This is a genomic window from Mycoplana ramosa (assembly GCF_041930185.1).
GTDB lineage: Bacteria > Pseudomonadota > Alphaproteobacteria > Rhizobiales > Rhizobiaceae > Mycoplana > Mycoplana ramosa.
Genome location: NZ_JBHEEW010000021.1, coordinates 1 through 18,452, shown reverse-complemented (window position 1 = coordinate 18,452; position 18,452 = coordinate 1). Strand labels below are relative to the sequence as shown.

General features: G+C 67.3%; 21 protein-coding genes and 1 pseudogene. 18 read left to right on the top strand and 4 right to left on the bottom strand.

Annotation, left to right across the window (positions count from 1 at the left end; translation table 11 throughout):
* The 3 genes from JNC62_RS20380 to JNC62_RS20370 all read right to left on the bottom strand — a co-directional run.
* A partial coding sequence (locus JNC62_RS20380; RefSeq protein ID WP_374841273.1) for a ParB/RepB/Spo0J family partition protein occupies window positions 1–341 on the bottom strand: 341 nt, incomplete at its 3' end.
* Complete coding sequence (locus tag JNC62_RS20375) at window positions 338–1,663, bottom strand: recombinase family protein (protein WP_114669032.1); 1,326 nt, start codon at window positions 1,661–1,663, stop codon at window positions 338–340. The genes JNC62_RS20375 and JNC62_RS20380, both read right to left, overlap by 4 nt.
* Window positions 1,660–2,115, bottom strand: coding sequence for a DUF2924 domain-containing protein (locus JNC62_RS20370; RefSeq protein ID WP_123644158.1), 456 nt, complete (start codon window positions 2,113–2,115; stop codon window positions 1,660–1,662). Before JNC62_RS20370 ends, JNC62_RS20375 begins: the two co-directional genes overlap by 4 nt.
* A 391-nt stretch (window positions 2,116–2,506) precedes the next feature.
* Here JNC62_RS20370 and JNC62_RS20365 point away from each other — a divergent pair, with 391 nt between their 5' ends.
* The 18 genes and pseudogenes from JNC62_RS20365 to JNC62_RS20280 all read left to right on the top strand — a co-directional run bounded on the left by JNC62_RS20365 (window position 2,507) and on the right by JNC62_RS20280 (window position 17,917).
* Window positions 2,507–4,702: a hypothetical protein gene (locus JNC62_RS20365; RefSeq protein ID WP_123644160.1), complete on the top strand. Its 2,196-nt coding sequence runs from the start codon at window positions 2,507–2,509 to the stop codon at window positions 4,700–4,702.
* Window positions 4,703–4,786: 84 nt separating this feature from the next.
* On the top strand, window positions 4,787–5,032 hold the full coding sequence (locus tag JNC62_RS20360) for a hypothetical protein (protein WP_123644161.1): 246 nt from the start codon (window positions 4,787–4,789) through the stop codon (window positions 5,030–5,032).
* A 135-nt stretch (window positions 5,033–5,167) separates the two neighbouring features.
* A complete protein-coding gene (locus JNC62_RS20355; protein ID WP_374841270.1) occupies window positions 5,168–5,854 on the top strand; it encodes an RNA polymerase sigma factor in 687 nt (228 codons plus the stop codon).
* 84 nt (window positions 5,855–5,938) lie between these two features.
* Window positions 5,939–6,133, top strand: a complete 195-nt coding sequence (locus JNC62_RS20350; RefSeq protein ID WP_018303655.1) for a hypothetical protein — start codon at window positions 5,939–5,941, stop codon at window positions 6,131–6,133.
* A gap of 38 nt (window positions 6,134–6,171) precedes the next feature.
* A complete protein-coding gene (locus JNC62_RS20345) occupies window positions 6,172–6,468 on the top strand; it encodes a hypothetical protein (protein ID WP_123644163.1) in 297 nt (98 codons plus the stop codon).
* Window positions 6,468–7,343: an ATP-binding protein gene (locus JNC62_RS20340; RefSeq protein ID WP_272857884.1), complete on the top strand. Its 876-nt coding sequence runs from the start codon at window positions 6,468–6,470 to the stop codon at window positions 7,341–7,343. Before JNC62_RS20345 ends, JNC62_RS20340 begins: the two co-directional genes overlap by 1 nt.
* 101 nt (window positions 7,344–7,444) lie before the next feature.
* The gene (locus JNC62_RS20335; protein WP_123644165.1) at window positions 7,445–8,068 is read left to right on the top strand and encodes a hypothetical protein; all 624 of its coding nucleotides are present in this window, start codon (window positions 7,445–7,447) and stop codon (window positions 8,066–8,068) included.
* Window positions 8,069–8,081: 13 nt separating this feature from the next.
* Window positions 8,082–9,770 carry a DEAD/DEAH box helicase gene (locus JNC62_RS20330; protein ID WP_123644166.1) on the top strand — a complete coding sequence of 563 codons (1,689 nt, stop codon included), beginning with the start codon at window positions 8,082–8,084 and terminating at the stop codon, window positions 9,768–9,770.
* 207 nt (window positions 9,771–9,977) lie between these two features.
* Complete coding sequence (locus tag JNC62_RS20325; RefSeq protein ID WP_123644183.1) at window positions 9,978–10,184, top strand: DUF6511 domain-containing protein; 207 nt, start codon at window positions 9,978–9,980, stop codon at window positions 10,182–10,184.
* Entirely contained in the window at window positions 10,181–10,951 is a 771-nt protein-coding gene (locus JNC62_RS20320) for a PD-(D/E)XK nuclease family protein (RefSeq protein WP_123644167.1), read from the top strand. Before JNC62_RS20325 ends, JNC62_RS20320 begins: the two co-directional genes overlap by 4 nt.
* Window positions 10,948–13,269 carry an AAA family ATPase gene (locus JNC62_RS20315; RefSeq protein WP_246003931.1) on the top strand — a complete coding sequence of 774 codons (2,322 nt, stop codon included), beginning with the start codon at window positions 10,948–10,950 and terminating at the stop codon, window positions 13,267–13,269. Before JNC62_RS20320 ends, JNC62_RS20315 begins: the two co-directional genes overlap by 4 nt.
* A 340-nt stretch (window positions 13,270–13,609) precedes the next feature.
* Window positions 13,610–14,149 carry a crossover junction endodeoxyribonuclease RuvC gene (locus JNC62_RS20310; RefSeq protein ID WP_228189155.1) on the top strand — a complete coding sequence of 180 codons (540 nt, stop codon included), beginning with the start codon at window positions 13,610–13,612 and terminating at the stop codon, window positions 14,147–14,149.
* A complete protein-coding gene (locus JNC62_RS20305) occupies window positions 14,146–14,346 on the top strand; it encodes a hypothetical protein (protein ID WP_071796301.1) in 201 nt (66 codons plus the stop codon). Before JNC62_RS20310 ends, JNC62_RS20305 begins: the two co-directional genes overlap by 4 nt.
* A complete protein-coding gene (locus tag JNC62_RS20300; protein WP_099649490.1) occupies window positions 14,339–14,719 on the top strand; it encodes a DUF6362 family protein in 381 nt (126 codons plus the stop codon). The genes JNC62_RS20305 and JNC62_RS20300 overlap by 8 nt, the downstream gene beginning before the upstream one ends.
* A gap of 416 nt (window positions 14,720–15,135) precedes the next feature.
* On the top strand, window positions 15,136–16,500 hold the full coding sequence (locus tag JNC62_RS20295) for a site-specific DNA-methyltransferase (protein ID WP_093359550.1): 1,365 nt from the start codon (window positions 15,136–15,138) through the stop codon (window positions 16,498–16,500).
* A gap of 1 nt (window position 16,501) precedes the next feature.
* A pseudogene (locus JNC62_RS20290) lies at window positions 16,502–17,011 on the top strand (DNA cytosine methyltransferase); the annotation flags it as partial.
* Window positions 17,012–17,213: 202 nt separating this feature from the next.
* Entirely contained in the window at window positions 17,214–17,696 is a 483-nt protein-coding gene (locus JNC62_RS20285) for a hypothetical protein (RefSeq protein ID WP_177208252.1), read from the top strand.
* On the top strand, window positions 17,693–17,917 hold the full coding sequence (locus JNC62_RS20280; RefSeq protein ID WP_028720220.1) for a DUF7220 family protein: 225 nt from the start codon (window positions 17,693–17,695) through the stop codon (window positions 17,915–17,917). Before JNC62_RS20285 ends, JNC62_RS20280 begins: the two co-directional genes overlap by 4 nt.
* Before the next feature lie 53 nt (window positions 17,918–17,970).
* Here JNC62_RS20280 and JNC62_RS20275 read toward each other — a convergent pair.
* On the bottom strand, window positions 17,971–18,452 hold a 482-nt coding region (locus tag JNC62_RS20275), incomplete at its 5' end, for a DUF3489 domain-containing protein (RefSeq protein ID WP_374841266.1).

The following is an 18,452-nucleotide window of genomic DNA, read 5'->3' as shown; positions in this document are numbered from 1 at the left end:
GTTTCCATCAGCCGCGCCAGCGTCACCTCCGTTCCCTGCCTGCCATCAAGGATCGCCTCGACGATGTCTGGCGCGAGCAGGGTCAGGCGCAGGACCCGGGTCATGTAAGAGGGCGCGATTCCTTCGCGCTCGGCTAGTTCGGCGATGGTGGCGAACTCTCCCGACTCGAGCATCCGCTTCCAGCGGAAGGCGCGGGCTAGCGCCTTGACCAGCGTGTTGTCCATCCGCTGCGGTTGCACGGCCCCCTTTGGCAGTTGCATCTCCTTCCGCCCACCGCGCTTCACAACGCGGAACGGGACGTGGAGCGTCACAGTCTCGAGGATCGGCGACCCACGGCTCATGCGGCCTCTCCGATACTGCCAGCCAGCATTTCGCGCGCGAGTCCGCTGAGGCCGTCGACGCGAAGCCGGACGTTGAGCCTACCGGTGCCGATGTCCACGCGCTCGACCAACAGCGCCACGATGCGCGCCTGCTCGGCGGGGAAGAGTTCGTCCCACAGCGGGTCAAGCTCCCGCAGCGCGGCTCGCGCGTCGGCCTCGGTGATGTCGTCAGCATGGAAGCGCGCCGCCTTCGACGTCCCCGCAACGATCTCCGGCTGGCGGAACACGGCGCGGAGCTGGTCGATGACAGCGCCCTCGATCTCGCCCGCAGGCACGCGGCCGACCGGACACGAACCAGCACCATGCTTCAGCACGGTCTGACTGACATAGTAGCGGTAGAGACGATCCCCCTTCCGAGTATGCGTCGGTGAGAACGCGGCGCCATCGGGCCCGAACAGTAGCCCCTTCAACAGCGCCGGCGACTCCGCGCGGGTGCGGGCCGCGCGCTTGCGCGGGCTCTCCTGCAGGATCGCATGGACACGGTCCCAAATCTCGCGGTCGATGATCGCGTCGTGTTCGCCGGGATAGCTGTCGCCCTTATGGACCGCTTCGCCGATGTAAGCGCGGTTCGAGAGCATCCGATAGATGTATTTCTTGTCGATCCTGTTCCCGCGCGGCGTCCGGATGCCGCGCGTGCCGACCTCCCGCGCCAGTTCGGTGCACGACCCGATCTCGAGGAAGCGCTCGAAGATCCAGCGGACATGTGCGGTGGCGTCTTCGTCGACCACCAGCTTCCGGTTCTCGACGCGATAGCCGTAGGGCGGCACCCCGCCCATCCACATGCCCTTCTTTCGGCTGGCGGCGACCTTGTCGCGGATCCTCTCGGCCGTCACCTCGCGCTCGAACTGGGCGAAGGAAAGCAGGATGTTCAGCGTCAGTCGCCCCATGGAGGTGGTGGTGTTGAACGACTGTGTGACCGAGACGAACGTCACGCCGTTCCGGTCGAACACCTCGACCAGCTTGGCGAAGTCGGCGAGCGAGCGGCTGAGGCGGTCGATCTTGTAGACGACGACCACGTCGACCAGCCCGTCCTCGATGTCCTCCAGCAGCCGCTTCAGGCCGGGCCGGTCCAGCGTGCCGCCCGAGATGCCGCCGTCGTCATACTGATCGCGGACCAGCACCCAGCCTTCCGACCGCTGACTAGCGATGTACGCCTCGCAGGCCTCTCGCTGGGCGTGGAGGCTGTTGAACTCCTGCTCCAGCCCTTCCTCGGAGGATTTGCGTGTGTAGACCGCGCACCGCAGCTTGCGGACGACCTTCGACTTCTCGGGCGGCTTCGTCATGGCCGCCCCCTGTGGTTCTTGAGGCCGAAGAAGACCCAACCGTTCCAGCGCGTGCCGGTGATGGCGCGGGCGATGGCGGACAGCGACTTGTAGGGCCGCCCCTGCCATTCGAACCCGTCGGCGGTGACGGTGACGACCTGTTCGACGCCCTGCCATTCGCGCAGAAGGCGCGTACCGGTGATGGGGCGGTCGCGATCGGCGCGGATGCCGCGCTTCCTCTTGTCGCCGCCGTCCAGTTCCTCGCCCAGCCGCTCCAAGCGCCGGATCGTTTCGGGCTTCAGCCCGCCGTAGGCGAGTTCCTGGATGCGGTAAGCCAGGCGGGACTCGAGGTAGCGGCGGTTGAATGGTGGCGGCTCGCTGTCGAACAGGTCGCGCCACTGTTGCTTCAGGTCGGGTGTCGGCGTGCTCTTGAGCGCGGCCAGGCGCGCGGGGATGGGATCGGGCTTGTTCATGCATTTCTCCGGCGAGTTGGAGTTGCATGACGGCATCGGTCGGGCGGATAGTGTAGGCAACGTTCTCCAGTATCGTCAGATACTTCGCCCGTCTCCCGCATCCGCAACCGAAGCAGCCCGAGTGCCAGCAGGCCGCACAGCTCGGCGCGGCGCTCGGCGGCGGTCATCTGGTCGGGCGGGAGCGGATTGGGTCGTTTCATGTCTTGGTAGCCGTGATCGGTGGTGCTGTTACCGATCAAAAGCCACCCGGCCGCCCGGGACGGGACATCTCAGAAGAACGGAATGCAGAAATGCGAACAGGGAGAGAACATCAGGGGTTGCCGATCACGGATATGTCCATGATTATCGTGGGTTGAATCAATCGAGAGCAGTTGTTCATTGAGGTGAGTTCATGGCGCGGAGGAAGAGCGAATTCGGACCGAACCTCGGGAGTATCCTTCAGGGCGCCCCAGCTGCGCTGGTCCGGCAGTTTCTCGCCAGCTTCAAACGGCCCGACGACACTCTTCTCGCTCCGCCGGAAATCATTGATGGCACGACCGATGATCAAGGCAAGGCCGCGCTGAGTGCGTACCTGCGTTCGGAGGACAAGGAAATCATCGGGCTACTTGAGGGCATCGCTGGCGCTCTGCTCGACATGGGCCAGGACAAGGGAGCGACCTCACTCGACACGGTTGCGGGGCAACGGCTGCAGAATGTCGACTACGACCATTATGAGTCCCAGCCTGACCTGCTGTGCAAGAGCATCTGGATGCGCACGGTCTTCCCGATGCACTTTCACGACGCCCAGAGCTTCTATGCCGCGCGGCGCTATCGAGAACGGCGGACGTACTACACATGCTGCGAGGTGGACTTCGACCACGATTCTGTTGCCGACGCAGAGGGAATCCCTGACGAGAAGCTCTGTGACGCTGTTCAGGAAGCTCTGGGACTGAAGGGCAAGGTCACCGCGTCCGTCCTCGAATTGCCCGAGACCGCCAACTACCCGCCGTCCTTCATGGTCGCCCTGCGCCATCCCGGGCCCCTGTCAAGTATCGACAATCATCGCGAGGAAGGGGGCTGGACCGTCCACTACTACAGGCCATCACACGAGGCTGTCCTGATCTACACGCCCAAGCTGAAGAAAATCGAGGTCGCATCAGCCAGCGGCGAGGTTCGCGAAAAAACCTCGAAAGTCTTCGCGGAGGTCGTTCTAGGGCGCCCGCCTTCGGCCAAGCCGCTGACCCGCCGAGAGTTTAACCTCGAACGCTTCAGGTCCTCCTTCGATCTGGATCGCCCGGATTTCGACGATGTCGAGATCACGCTGGCGGCGGTAGTCGAGGCCGAGGTGCGCCTCGGCTCGTGGGGCCGGCGGCTGAACATCAAGGTGACCATAGAAGACACGATGGAGGACGTTGTCCGGAAATACGTCGCCAATTCAGCCACCCTGATCCGGAGTTTCGGCTTCACAAAAATCGCCATCGCAATTGGTTACACCCGTCGATCAGACGGCAAGAAGGGAACCTTCCGGGTCTCGATCTCGAATGGCAGCAGTTCGGACGTGCAGAGCATGCGCGATCCGTTCCTTCGGGACCTTGGGTTCCGACTGCTCGAACACTGGGGTCTTACGCAGAACCTGCGGACGCTCACCGATCAGGAACGGGCGCAGTGGTTCGGCTTTCTTCTGTCGCTGTACGACCTGCCCGGCGACACTGTTGCAGGTGCATTCTTCAACTCCGCGGGCGTCGATCCAGCCCGCTTGGTGAGTGCGAGATTGATTGCCCGCAAAGGGCGGCAGGTGATTGGGCTCGCCGAGGATGACGATGAGGTTGTCGAAGTTGAGCAGGAAACGGGTCCGGAGCCGGGGACGGTTCGACAAACCGGTTCCTTTGGGGAGGCGGACGGATTGCGTCTCGACACCAATGCGATCGAGTACGGGATCGATCGAGCATGGCTCGCCGAAACCATCCACCAGGCGATAGCTGGCTCTCTCGGTATCAGGAACATCGAAACCATCAACGAGTTCCTCGTCTCGCTTGGGCCGATTGCACTGGGTGAGCGAAAGGTCCCGCTTTACCTGGCGCGCCGCCTTGCCGATCTGAAAGCCCGCGAGAATGTCGAGAATGCGCTTCGGTCGCGACATACGGCGGGTCCTGGTCTCGTACTCGCCGTGTCCAATGATCCACCACGATTCCTCGGGCCGAACGTCGTGATCGCGCTACGCGACCTGTTGCTTCAGGACGGAAGCCTCGGCGATCTGGACCAGGAGGAAATGGCTCGGCGATTCGAGGCGAACCGAACGCTGGCGTCCTCCGCGCAAGTCGCCCAAGTTGTACGACACACGCCTCGCTCTGCGACGCTCATCATCCCGGGTCTCGATCCGCTAACGCTTGACGGCGCGGGCCAGATCCAACTCTTCGAAAGCCTTGTTGAAGCGGCGACCGATGGCACAGGCCAGCGGCTGACCAAGGTCCTGATGGACGGGATGGGGTCTGACAATCCCAGACAGCTGTTCTCTTCCGGCGCATGGGCGAAGGCGCATCCGACTTACATCCGGCACGGCTCGAGCAATCGCTATTGGCGTCTCGGCGAGGCGACCGACACCGCGTGATCTAGAGTTCATCTAGGGTTTCGGGCGGGACGGTCTAACAAACCGCTGATTATTGGAAGGGCTCCACATCAGAGGAGCACTTTCATGCCGACTCCCTTCCCCTCGCGCCAGGCAGCCCAGACGAGCTGGTCCGGCGCCGCGAAGACCAAGCCCACCACCTCCAACTCGGAATGGCGCTGCACGCGCTGTGAGAAGCTGCTCGGCGTCTGCCGGGACGGCCGCATGCACCTGCGCTTCGCGCGGGGGCACGAGTATCTCGTGGGCTTTCCGGTTCAGGCCACCTGCCGGGGCTGCGCCACGCTGAATAACGCAACGGCACCCGCGCGCTGACGCGCGCATTCACCCAACCCCCTGAAATCGCAGAGACGCGCGACGTCCTGACCTGGCCACGAGAAGGCGCCGGACGCCTGGCCGCAAGGCAGGCGTCCGATGTCCTTCGCGTGGCACGAGATCCGTGATCACCTCATGCAATCTTCCTCCAATCTTCACTTCCAGCGCAGTTTCGACGCCATCCGGCGCACGCAGGCCGCCCTTGCAGCGTTCCGGGATCCGGCGGCCCTGCTGGACGGGCTGCACCGCACCCCCGGCGATCAGGGCCAGAAGAACCTGATCCTCGCCGCTCTCGTGAGGGCAGCGCAGGGCGACGGGCCCGCGTCCGACAGCGCCCTGACAATGCTGTTGCTGGCGCTCTGGCCCGGCCTCGACGCCATCCGGCGCCGGTCGCTCTGGCGCAGGCTCGGCACCGCTGACGAGGTCGCGTCCGACGTGCTGGCGCGCACTACCGAGGCGGTCCGCGGCCTCGACCTCGGGCGCGTCAACTGGATCGCGGCCACGGTGCTCCGCAACGTCGAGCGCGACATGATCCGCGTGCGCCAGCGCGACACGGCGCGCGAACATCTCGCCAGCGGCGCCGACCCCGACGAGGTGGCGGACAGCGGCGACAGCGGAATCGGCGCGGATGGGTACGCCCGGCTGAACGGCGCCGTGCGGAAGCTGCTCGGCGACGACGCCGTGCTGGTGATCCGCGTGGCGATCGAGGGTTTTTCCCAAGCCGAGGCGGGAGCTGACCTGGGGCTGACCGAGGCCGCCGCCCGCAAGCGGTACCAGCGCGCGATGCGCCGGCTGCACGACGCCCTCGAGGAAATCCCCTGAACCGATGTCCCGATCCGGTCCCGCCGGTGGCTTTTTCCATTCGAGCGCCCCGAGCGCCTTCCCTCAAACCGAAAGCAGACACGCATGAACCGCACTGCCGATCTGTCGCTCGAGGATTTCAGGCGTCTTCCGGGGCTCTATCGCCGCTGGGAGCTGACCGAGGTCTGCGAGCCCAACCGCAACTATCAGATCGAGGACGCCGGCGCCCATGCCGACGGGACGCCGCTGCTGGCGATCTACGTCGCCGAGCCCGCGCCCGACGTCCGCGAGGCCGCGTGATGCGCCTCCTCGATCACATCATCTCACGGAGAACCGCCATGCCGGACCAGTCGGACGCCATCACCCGTCTTCGCAAGGTGAACTACGCCCTCGAAGATCTCCCCGAAACCATCTCCCTCCCGCAGCGTCCCGGAGACGAACCGCGCGAGCCGCTGCCGGTCGTCGAGGCGACCGTCGACGAGATCGCCTTCGCGATCGTGGAAGCGGAGCGCGAGAGCACGGCCGCCTACCGCCGCGCCGACGCGCTGAAGCGCCTCTACAAGCTCGCCCGCGAGGCGGGGTGCATCGGCGCAGATCGCGCCGCCACGGCGGTGATGAAGAAGGAGGGCCAGTGATGGCCCTTCCCATCATCGGCGCCGATGAGCGGCTCGCGCAACGCAAGGGCATCAAGGGCGTCATCTTCGGGCGGTCCGGCATCGGCAAGACCAGCCTGCTCTGGACGCTGAACGCCTCGACCACGCTCTTCCTCGATCTCGAGGCTGGGGATCTGGCGGTCGAGGGGCTGGAGATCGACACGCTCCGGCCCCGCACCTGGAAGGAATGTCGCGACTTCGCGGTGTTCATCGGCGGGCCGAACCCGGCGCTGCGCGAGGACCAGCCCTACAGCCAGGCGCATTTCGACGAGGTCTGCGGCCGCTACGGCGATCCCACGGTGATCGGGAAATACGAGACCGTCTTCATCGACTCGATCACCGTCGCGGGACGGCTCTGCTTCCAGTGGTGCCGTGGGCAGCCCGAAGCGTTCTCCGAGAAGACCGGCAAGCCCGACATCCGCGGCGCCTACGGGCTGCATGGCCGTGAGATGATCGGCTGGCTGACCCACCTGCAGCACACGCGCGGCAAGCACGTCTGGTTCGTCGGCATCCTTGACGAGCGGCTCGACGACTTCAACCGCAAGGTCTTCCAGCCGCAGATCGACGGCTCGAAGACCGGGCTCGAGCTGCCGGGGATCGTCGATCAGGTCATCACCATGGCCGACATCCCGGACCAGGGCGGCCAGCCGCAGCGCGCCTTCGTCTGCCAGACGCTGAACCCCTGGGGTTATCCGGCCAAGGACCGTTCCGGCCGCCTCGACAGGGTCGAGGCCCCGCATCTCGGCCGGCTGATGGAGAAGATCCAGCGTCCCGCGGCGCCAGCCTCCGAACGCCTGACATGGCCGCCGGTGACCCCGGCCGATCCCGCGCCCGCGCAGGAGCCCGGCCATGGCTGAGCGCCTCTCGCCACGCCCGGTGTCCCGATCCGGTCGCTGGGGTGGCTTTTCCCCTCTGACGCCACTGCGCGTCCCATCCTCCAACTGAAAGGAGCCGCGCAATGTCCGGACCCTGGAACGACTTCAACTCCGCCCAATCCAACACCAACGTCATCCCGAAGGGCACGCTCGCCAAGGTGCGGGCCTCACTGCGCCCCGGCGGCTACGACGACCCCTCGCAAGGCTGGACCGGCGGCTGGGCGCGCCGCGCCGCCACCGGCGCCGTCTATCTCGACGTCGAATACACGGTGCTCGAAGGGCCCTATGCCCGGCGCAAAATCTGGTCGCTGATCGGCCTCTACAGCCCCAAGGGTCCAGACTGGGCCAACATGGGGCGCGGCCTGATCCGCGGCATCCTCAACTCGGCGCGCGGCGTGTCGGACAAGGACAACTCGCCGGAGGCGCAGGCCCGCCGCCGCATCAACGGGTTCGGCGATCTCGACGGCGTCGAATTCATCGCCCGCATCGACATCGGCACCGACACCAACGGCGAGGACAAGAACGAGATCCGCAATGCCGTCACGCCCGACCATCGCGACTACGCCGCGCTGATGGGCACGGTCGCGCCGCAGTCCTCTGCTGCCCCGGCGCAGGGCCACGCCCCGCAGCAGCCCACCACGTCCACCCAGCCCAGCCAGCCCGCGTCCGCCCCCGGCGCCGCCGGTCGGCCGAGCTGGGCGCAGTAAGGGGAGACCGGCCATGCGCCTGCGCCCCCGCCAGAAGACCTTCGTCGAGCGCAGCGTGGCTGCGCTCGCTTCCCGCGGCAACACGCTGGGCGTGGCGCCCACCGGCGCGGGCAAGACCATCATGCTCTCGGCGGTCACCGGCGAGATGATCGACGACGGGGCCAAGGCCTGCGTGCTGGCCCATCGCGACGAGCTGACGGCGCAGAACCGCGCCAAGTTTCAGCGCGTGGTGCCAGGCGTCGCTACCTCTGTCATCGACGCAACGGAGAAGTCCTGGGGCGGTCAGGTCGCCTTCGCCATGGTGCCGACGCTGGCGCGCGCCTCGAACCTCGCCGACATGCCGCGCCTCGACCTGCTGGTCGTCGACGAGGCGCACCATGCCGTCGCCGACAGCTACCGCCGCATCATTGACCGGGTGCGCGAGGCCAATCCCGACGCCCGGATCTTCGGGGTCACGGCGACGCCGAACCGGGGCGACAGGAAGGGCCTGCGCGAGGTTTTCGACAACGTCGCCGATCAGGTGCGGCTGGGCGAATTGATCGCCTCGGGCCACCTGGTGCCGCCGCGCACCTTCGTCATCGATGTCGGTGTCCAGGACGAATTGCGGTCCGTCCGCAAGACCATGTCGGATTTCGACATGGCGGAGGTGGCGGGCATCATGGACCGCGCGCCCGTCACCGACGAGGTGATCCGCCACTGGAAGGAAAAGGCGGGCGACCGGCAGACCGTGGTGTTCTGCTCCACCGTCGCGCATGCCGAACACGTCACCGACGCCTTCAGGGCGGCGGGCGTTTCCGCCGCGCTGATCCATGGCGATCTGGCGGCCGAAACGCGCAAGGCAATCCTCGCCGACTACGCCGCGGGCGACATCCGCGTCGTGGTCAACGTGGCGGTTCTGACCGAGGGCTGGGACCATCCGCCCACCTCCTGCGTCGTGCTGCTGCGGCCCAGCTCCTACAAGTCCACGATGATCCAGATGGTCGGGCGCGGGCTGCGCACCGTCGACCCCGAGGAACACCCAGGCATCGTGAAAACCGATTGCGTCGTGCTGGACTTCGGCACCTCCAGCCTGATCCACGGCACGCTGGAACAGGACGTCGATCTCGACGGCAAGACCGAGATCGGCGAGGCGCCGACGAAGACCTGTCCTGCCTGCGAGGCGGAGATCCCGCTGGCCGCCACCGAATGCCCGCTCTGCGGCGAGGCGTTCCCGCGCGAGGATCTGGATGCGGGCGAAGGCGGGGACGCCGCGCCGCTCTCGGGCTTCATGATGACCGAGATCGACCTGCTGAAGCGCTCCAGCTTCGCGTGGGTCGACCTCTACGGCACGGACGACGCGCTGATGGCCACGGGCTTCGCAGCCTGGGGCGGCATCTTCTGGCTGGACGGGGTCTGGTACGCCATCGGCGGCGCGAAGGGCGAACGCCCCCACCTGTTGGGCGTCGGCGAGCGCACCGTCTGCCTCGCGCAGGCCGACGACTGGCTGAACACGCACGAGACCGACGAGAGCGCCTTCAAGACCCGCTCCTGGCTGCGCCAGCCGCCGACCGAGAAGCAGCTGCAGTACCTGCCGCCCGAGTGCCGCCACGACTTCGGCCTGACGCGCTACCGCGCCTCCGCGCTGATGACCTTCGGCTTCAACAAGCGCGCCATCCGCCAGCTGATCGACACGGCGGCCTCTCCCGAACGGAGGGCGGCATGACCCATGGCACCCTCAACCCCCATCACGGCCGAGGACCGGCGGCGACTCTGGCATCCGCGTGGGACGCTTTGTGCTGTCTGCCGGCAACCCACCCGTGGTTTTGGCTGGTTCGATCCGCACCGGTCGAAGCGGCCCCGGCCATCGGTCTGGTTCTGCTCGATGCCCTGCCAGTCCTTCTGGACGCGCTTCGCGCGGGAGCGTTTCGCCATGGTTGACCTGACCGAGGAGGAGCGCGCCGCGATCACCGCCACCATGAAGCGCGTCGCACTGCTGATGGACGAGATCGGCTGGACTACACCGCTCGCCGATCTGACCGAGGCGCAGGTGCGCGCGCTGATCGAGGAGGCCGTCGAGGGCTTCCGCGAGGCCATGTCCGACATCGCCCGGGCGCAGACGCCGGAGGTGCCGTTTTGACCCTCGATTACAATCACCGGCCGACTTTCGCAGAGCGGGTCAACGCCGCGGTCGATCGGGCGCTGACCGCCGATCAGGCCACGCGGCCGCCCCGCGACTACCTCGGCGGCTCGCGTCTCGGCCATGCCTGCGAGCGCGCCCTGCAGTTCGAGTTCACGGCTGCGCCGAAGGACGAGGGCCAGGACTTCAGCGGCCAGTCGCTGCGCATCTTCGCCATCGGCCATGCGCTCGAGGATCTGGCCGTCGCCTGGCTGCGCGGCGCGGGCTTCGACCTCTACACGCGCAAGGGCAACCGGCCAGATGGCGGCCAGTTCGGGTTCTCCGTTGCGGGCGGGCGCATCCGCGGTCATGTCGACGGCATCATCGCCGCAGGGCCCGAAGGCTTCGAGCTGGCCGTTCCCGCCCTCTGGGAATGCAAGACGATGAACGCGAAGAACTGGCGCGCCTGCGTCAAGGACGGCGTGACGAAGTCGAAGCCGGTCTACGCCGCCCAGATCGCGCTCTACCAGGCCTACATGGAAGGGACGGTTTCCGGCATCTCGGCCGCGCCCGCGCTCTTCACCGCGATCAACAAGGACACCGCTGAGCTTCACCATGAGCTGGTGCCCTTCGACGCCGATCTCGCGCAGCGCATGTCCGACCGGGGCGTGCGGATCCTGCAGGCGACCGATGCGGGCGAGCTTCTGCCGCGCGTCGCCACCACGTCCGATTTCTTCGAGTGCCGCTTCTGCCCGTGGGCCGAGCGCTGCTGGGGGCTGCCGGCATGAGCGACGACGGCATCCTGCATTTCAACCCGTGGATGGATTTCAACGACGGGCCGCCGTCCGAGAACCCGTTCGGCTGCGATCCCGACCCCGAGCAGATCGCCGTGTTCCTCGACACCGTGTTCAGCTGGTGCGAGGGGCTGATCCCGCTCCGGGGCTTCGTCGACAAGGGTCAGGGCCGGGACGGCAAGCCGCACAACATCTGGATCCCCGCCGACGAGACCGCGAACGAGAAGCTCGCGACCTTCGCCGCGTGGGCGAACCGGGAGGGCGCCGCCGTCTACGTCATCCCCGGCACGGTCGAGGAGCAGGGTCAGGCCCGCGCCGCCGATGTGCTGCAGATGCAGGCCATCGTGGTCGATCTCGATGCGGGCGATATCCCGGCCAAGCTCGACCATGTCACGCGCCATCTCGGCCCGCCCACGCTGATCATCGAAAGCGGCGGGCGGACGCCCGAAGGTGCGGCCAAGCTCCATGTCTGGTGGAAGCTGACCGAACCGGCCGAGGGCGAGGACCTGGTGACGCTCTGCCGCCTGCGGGGCGAGATCGCCGTGAAGGTCGGCGGCGACACGCATTTCCGCTCGGCGCATCAGCCGATCCGGGTGCCGGGCACCGTCTATCACAAGCACGGCCACCAGCGCCTCGTGCAGATCCGCGAGCATCGCGACGTCGAGGTCGACTTGGCGGATTTCGCGGAAAAGGTCGCCGAGATGCCGCCGCTGCCAGGCGTAGGCTTCGCCAGCGACGTTGCCGCGCCGACCGCGAAGCCCGGCATCGACGCAGTGCTCACCACGCCGGTGCGCGAAGGCGCGGTTGACGACTGGTCCCGCTTCCAGGGGGCCAGCGCCGCCATCGGCCATTACGTGCGCCTGGTGCACGAGGGCCGCCTCGACCCGTTCGCAGGCTGGGAGGCGATCTGCGGCTACAACGCCGCCATGCTGCGCCCATCCTGGCCGCTCGATCGGCTGATGGCCGAGTCCGAGCGCCTCTGGGCGCTGCATGTGAAGCGCAACGGTCCGCCGCTCCTGCGCGCGGACCACGCCGACGCCCCGGCCAGCCCGCTGCCGACCTTCAGCCTCGGCGCGCTGCTCGAAGACACGAGCCCGATGCCCGAGGACATCATCGGTCCCCGCGTGCTGACGCCGGGCGGGCTCCTGGTGCTTGGCGGCGCGCCCAAGGTCGGCAAGAGCGACTTCCTGATCTGCTGGCTCGTGCATATGGCCGCTGGCGTGCCGTTCCTCGGCTTCACGCCGCCCCGGCCGCTGCGCGTGTTCTACCTGCAGGCCGAGATCCAGTATCACTATCTGCGCGAGCGCATGCAGCAGATCGCGCTGCCCGCCGCCGTGATCGCCGCCGCGCGCGACACCTTCATCGCCACGCCGAAGCTGAAGCTGCTGCTCGACGCGGAAGGCGTCGCCCGCGTGGCCGAGGCGATCCGGGCCGCATTCCCCGACGCGCCGCCCGACATCATCGTCATCGACCCGATCCGCAACCTCTTCGATGGCGGCCCCGAAGGCGGGGGCGAGAACGACAACACAGCCATGATGTTCTTCCTGAAGGACCGGGTGGAGCTTCTCCGCGAGGCGGTCAATCCGGATGCGGGCGTCATCCTCGCCCACCACACCCGCAAGGCCACCAAGCATCAGGTCAAGGACGATCCCTTCCTCGCGCTCTCCGGCGCCAGCGCGCTGCGGGGTTTCTACACCTCCGGGCTGCTCATGCACCGACCCGACGAGGACAGCACCGTCCGCAGGCTGGAGATCGAGCTTCGAAACGGGCCCGCGCTGCCGGGGAAGCTGATCGACAAGGTGAAGGGGGAGTGGGTCGAGCTGAACCCGATGAACGAGCGCCTGGTGCGCAAGGAGGTCGGCGCCAGGCTCGATGCCGAACGGCTGCGCAAACACGATGTCATCCTCGGCATGCTGCTTGATGAGGCGGCGAGCGAGCGCCTCTACACCGCCATGCAGTTCGCCGAGACCTTCGAGAACCGGGGCGGTCTGGGCAGCAAGCACACGATCCGCGAGCGCCTCAGCGTGCTGGCGACCAAGGGCTTCGTGAAGTTCCTGCGCGACCCCTCGGGGTTCGGCTTCCCCGTCACCCGGTCGCGGTTCGGCTATCTCTGCGTCGAGGGCATGCAGTTCGGCGCGCACGTAGAGCATGTCGATCCAGACACCGGCGAGGTCACCACACCCGCCCGTCCGGTCCTGCCCAGCCACTTCAAATGCCCCCAATCCGGGCTCTGCCTGCAGGTCGAAAACCCCGCCGTCTGGGTCTACCCGGAGGGGCTGGAGGACGACCTAACTCATATGAGTGAGGCCTGACTCATATGACAGCGCCAACTGTGCACTCAACGAAATCAACGGGTTACGGGCAAATAAGAGTTAGGTCCCTAACTCATGCCCGAAGACTTCATGAAGTCTTATTCCGCAATGATTTCAGCCACTTGAACGCCTCGGAACAGTTAGGTGTCAAACCCCCATACTACGTATGGGAGGGCTACCCCACAGGGTTGGCCACTCCTCCCATACGTCCGGGTCAGCCGCGCGCGCCGCCGTGACGGTGTGTTGTGCTTTCCGATCCGACGACGCCGGCCCCGTACCGCCAAGCACCAGACCGCCGTCGTCTTCCACCACCACAGGCCACCGGCAAAGGAGACCCATCATGGCTCAGCCGACTCTGATCCCGAATTGCGACGGCGCAAGGTTTGAATCGCTGCCGCTCGACACACCCCGCAACCGCTGCATCCTCGCGCTCGACCTCGGCACCTCGACCGGCTGGGCGATCCGCGGCCATGACGGCCTGATTACCAGCGGGACCGTCTCGCTGCGCCCCGGCCGCTTCGATGGCGGCGGCATGCGCTACCTGCGCTTCACCAACTGGCTGACCGAGATCGACCGGCTGTCCGGGCCCGTCGCCGCCATCTGGTTCGAGGAAGTCCGCCGCCACGCAGGGACCGACGCGAGCCACATCTATGGCGGGCTGATGGCCACGCTGACTGCATGGGCCGAGCTGCGGGGCGTGCCCTATGAGGGCGTCCCGGTCGGTACGATCAAGCGCCACGCCTCGGGCAAGGGCAACGCCGACAAGGCCGCCATGGTCGCCGCCGTCCGCTCCCGCGGCTTCAGCCCCGCTGACGACAACGAGGCCGACGCCATCGCCATCCTGCTCTGGGCGATCGAGACGAAGGGAGGTGTCGCATGAGATGGCACCCCCATGGCTACGGCGGTCGGCGCCGCGATCCCGAGCAGGTCAAGCGTGAGGGCTGGCGGGAACAGGGCGTCCTCGCGGTCTCCGCCGATGACGACCGCCTCACCTGGCCCGAGCGTGAACTGGTCCGCCAGCTGGGCGAGAAGCTCTACGGCCCGCGCCCGTCCGACAGGGAGGCGCGTCATGGCTGATCGGGAATGGACCGCGGACTGCGTCGCCGATCATTTCGAGGAGGCGTTCCGCACCCTGCGCAAGCTGCCGCCGGTGAAGGCGCAGGGCTATTTCAACACCTGGCCCGACATCGTGCGGACCAGCCGCGAGATCGCGGCGATGGAACCCCAGCCGATGCGGGTCTGGCCCTCGGCCGCTGCGATCACCCGGCTCGAGGAGACCTTCGACTGGGTGCTCTGGATCGAGGAGGCGGAGCGCAAGCTGGTCTGGTCGCGTGCGGCCCGGGTGCCGTGGAAGCAGATCAGCGGCGAGCTGGGGTGCGACCGCACGACCGCCTGGCGTCGCTGGCAGCTGGCGCTGACCAAGATCGCTGCGCGCCTGAATGCGCAGTGACTCCAATATGTTGCAACACTTTTTCCTTCGACATCTGCAACATGATCATGCTATTCCGAAGGCAAGATGGGGAGAGTGCGCTGGAAAGCTCGCTCTCCCCTTTGCGTTGACGGGGCTCTTCTGGACCCCGGTATCCAGCGAGGGTCCGGCGGGGGTCCATCCCACGGCAGTTTCCGGTTCCTTCCTGGCGACATTCGTATGCTGGCGGGCGAAGCGCGGAACATCGCCAGCGACAGGGCCGGATTTTTGGGAAGCCACCCGGAAGCCGGAGCCACGCGCGCCCCGCGCAAACACCAATGAACGCTGGCCTTCCGACCGGACACCGCTGGTGGCCGCTGGACCCCGTGTGGAGTCCGGCCCGGCATCCGGAGTCCGGAAGCCACCGGCATCCACCCGACCGAGGAACCGTGCCCATCATGACGTTGAGCTTCGCCCCGGACGCGATCGAGACGTGGCCGCTGTCGCGCCTCCAGCCCTACGCGAAGAACGCGAAGGCGCATGGCGCGGATCAGGTCGCGAAGATCGCCGCCAGCATGGCCGAGTTCGGCTGGACCGTGCCCTGCCTCGTCGGCGAGGACGGCGAACTGATAGCAGGCCACGGGCGCGTGCTGGCCGCGACGCAGCTCGGGCTGACCGAGGCGCCGGTGATCGTGCTCGGGCACCTGACCGAAGCGCAGCGCCGGGCGTACCGGATTGCGGACAACAAGCTGACGGAACTCGGCACCTGGGACGAGGCGCTGCTGTCGGCGGAACTGAACGACCTGCTGGCCGAAGACTTCGACCTGTCGCTGGTCGGGTTTTCCGATGGCGAACTCGACAAGCTGCTGGCCTTCGATCTCGACGGTGGCGGCGAGGAAGAGGGCGCCGGGGGCTCCGTGCCGCCGGTGACCATCCCCGAACCCCCACGCAATCCGGCGTCGCGGACGGGCGATCTCTGGATCCTCGGCGATCACCGGCTGCTCTGCGGCGACAGCACCAGCGCGGCCGATGTGCGCCGCCTGATGAACGGTGAGCGCGCGATCCTTTTCGCGACCGATCCACCGTATCTCGTCGACTACGACGGCTCGAACCATCCGACCCGCAACAAGGACTGGTCGGCGTCCTACGGCACGACTTGGGACGACAGTTCGCAGGGCGCGGAACTCTATGACGGGTTCATCGCTGCAGCCGTGGCGGAAGCCATCGCCGAGGATGCTGCCTGGTACTGCTGGCACGCCTCGCGCCGCCAGGCGATGCTGGAAGCCTGCTGGGAGAAGGCAGGCGCCTTTGTGCATCAGCAAATCATCTGGGTGAAAGACCGGGGCGTCCTGACCCGGTCGCATTACCTCTGGAAGCACGAGCCCTGTTTCATGGGCTGGCGTCGCCCGAACCGCCCGCCGAAGGTGGCCGAGGAAACGCTGCCATCGACATGGGCGCTTCCCAGCTTCGCCAAGGATGACCGGCCTGACCATCCGACGCCGAAGCCGCTCGACGCCTTCGGGATCCCGATGCGCCAGCATGTGGCGCGGGGCGGCCTCTGCTATGAGCCGTTCTCCGGCTCCGGGTCGCAGATCATGGCGGGCGAGGCCAATGGCCGCCGCGTCTTCGCAATGGAGATCAGCGCGGCGTATGTCGATGTCGCCGTGGAGCGTTGGCAGGCCGAAACCGACAAGGACGCGATCCTCGACGGCGACGGCCGGACCTTCGCGCAGGTGAAGGCGGAGCGGCTGGGCGACGTCACCGATACGCCGGACACGGACGCCGAACCCGAACCCGCGCGAAAGCGCCAGACCGCCGCGTGACATGCATGACCTGGCTCTACCTTCCTCCGGAGACGCTTCCGGAGCCGGAGACGCATGTCTGTTCGGCCTCTCCCTCTGCTCCGGCGCGGGCGGTATCGACCTCGGGCTCACCATCGCCATCCCCGGATATCGTGCTGTGGGCCATGTCGAACGGGAAACCTTCGCCGCAGCCACTCTCGTGGCGCGGATGGAAGACGCGTCCCTGGATCAGGCTGTTGTCTGGGACGATGTTGCAACTTTCGACGGCCGCCCGTGGCGCGGCGCGGTGGACATCGTCACTGCGGGCTATCCGTGCCAGCCGTTCTCCGTCGCGGGCAAACGCCGGGGCGCCGACGACCCGCGCCACCTCTGGCCGCATGTCGCCCGCATCATCGGCGAGGTCGAACCGCCCTTCGTCTTCCTCGAGAATGTCGCCCATCATCTCCGCCTCGGCTTCCCCGAAGTCGCCGCAGGACTGGTCGGCATGGGCTACCGCCTTGCGGCAGGCCTCTTCACGGCGGCGGAAGTCGGCGCGCCCCACAAGCGCGAGCGGCTCTTCATCCTCGCCATCCGCGAAGGGGACGAGCTGGCCGACCCCGCGCGCCTGCTCTGGCACCCGGTCGAGTGGCGGGAACCGGACGGAACTGCTGCGGCTCTGGCCGACGCCAAGGGCCAGCGCCAACGAGAACAGGCAGACAATACCGACGCCGTCGCAGAAAGCGGGCCAGCACGGCATGAACCTGGCGACCACGGCTGCGATGTGGCCCACGCCGCAGACCGACAGTTTCCGCAGCCGGGGCGGCGAACGACGAGACGAGAAGGGTCTGGACCGCATGGCGCGGGACTGGCCGACGCCGATGGCGAACGACGGCTGCAAGCCGAGCGCGGGCAACCGCAAGACGGCCGATCTGACCCATGCGGTGGGATTGTGGATGACGCCGACGGCGCGGGATCACAAGGACGGGGCGACGACACTCGCGAACACGCCGGTGAACGGCCTGCTTGGCCGCCAGGTCCTGGTGACGCCGATGGCTGGGAGCGATACCTCCGAGCCGCGCCGGACCTTGAACCCGCTGTTCGTCGAGGCACTGATGGGTTGGCCCACCGGGTGGACCGGCTTCGCCTCTGTGGCAACGGCGTGGTCCCCTTGGTTGCGGCGCATGCGCTGCGAACTCTCGCGGCTGAACTGCTGGCCGATGGATGAGGCAGCGGCATGAAGCAGACCCGCCTCATGTCGCTGGTCGAGTCCGTCGCCAACGTGATCGTCGGCTACGGCGTCGCGGTCGTGACGCAGATCCTGATCTTCCCGATCTTCGGGCTGCACACGACGCTGGCGCAGAACCTGAAGATGGGCGCCATTTTCACCGTCGTCTCGATCGCCCGTTCCTTCGCCTTGCGGCGGGTGTTCGAGGCGATCCGGATGCGGAGCGCCAAATGATCGACCGCCGCCCCGTAGGGACGGCGGTCATCAGCTTGTCGGGGTCCGGCGCGTCAGGCGGCGGGGAGTTTGTACACGCGCCCCCGATCCTCGACCTTCTCCGAGGTCACCTCGAGCCCGAGCTTCTTCTTCAGCGCCCCCGCCATCGCGCCGCGCACCGTGTGCGACTGCCAGCCCGTCGCGGCCATGATCTCCTCGATGGTCGCGCCGTCCGGTGCGCGCAGCATGGCGATCAGCGTGGCCTGCTTGGTGCCCTCGCGCGGTGTGCGCGTCTTGGGCGCGGTTTCGGCTACGGTGGGGGTGTCCGGCGCGGCCTCCTCGGTAGGCGCGTCCGTCGCGCCCGCAGGCGCGGGGTTCGCGTCCTCGGTCTCGATCCCGATGGCGGCAAGGCCCGCGTCGGTGGCAACCAGCGTGACGCCGTGGCCGTCTCCGGTCTCGCGCCACATAAGCTCGCCCTTGCGCGTGTCGGCGTCGACCTCCTGCAGGAAGTTCTTCGCGAGCATCGCGCCGACCACCTTGGCAGCGGCGCCGCCGC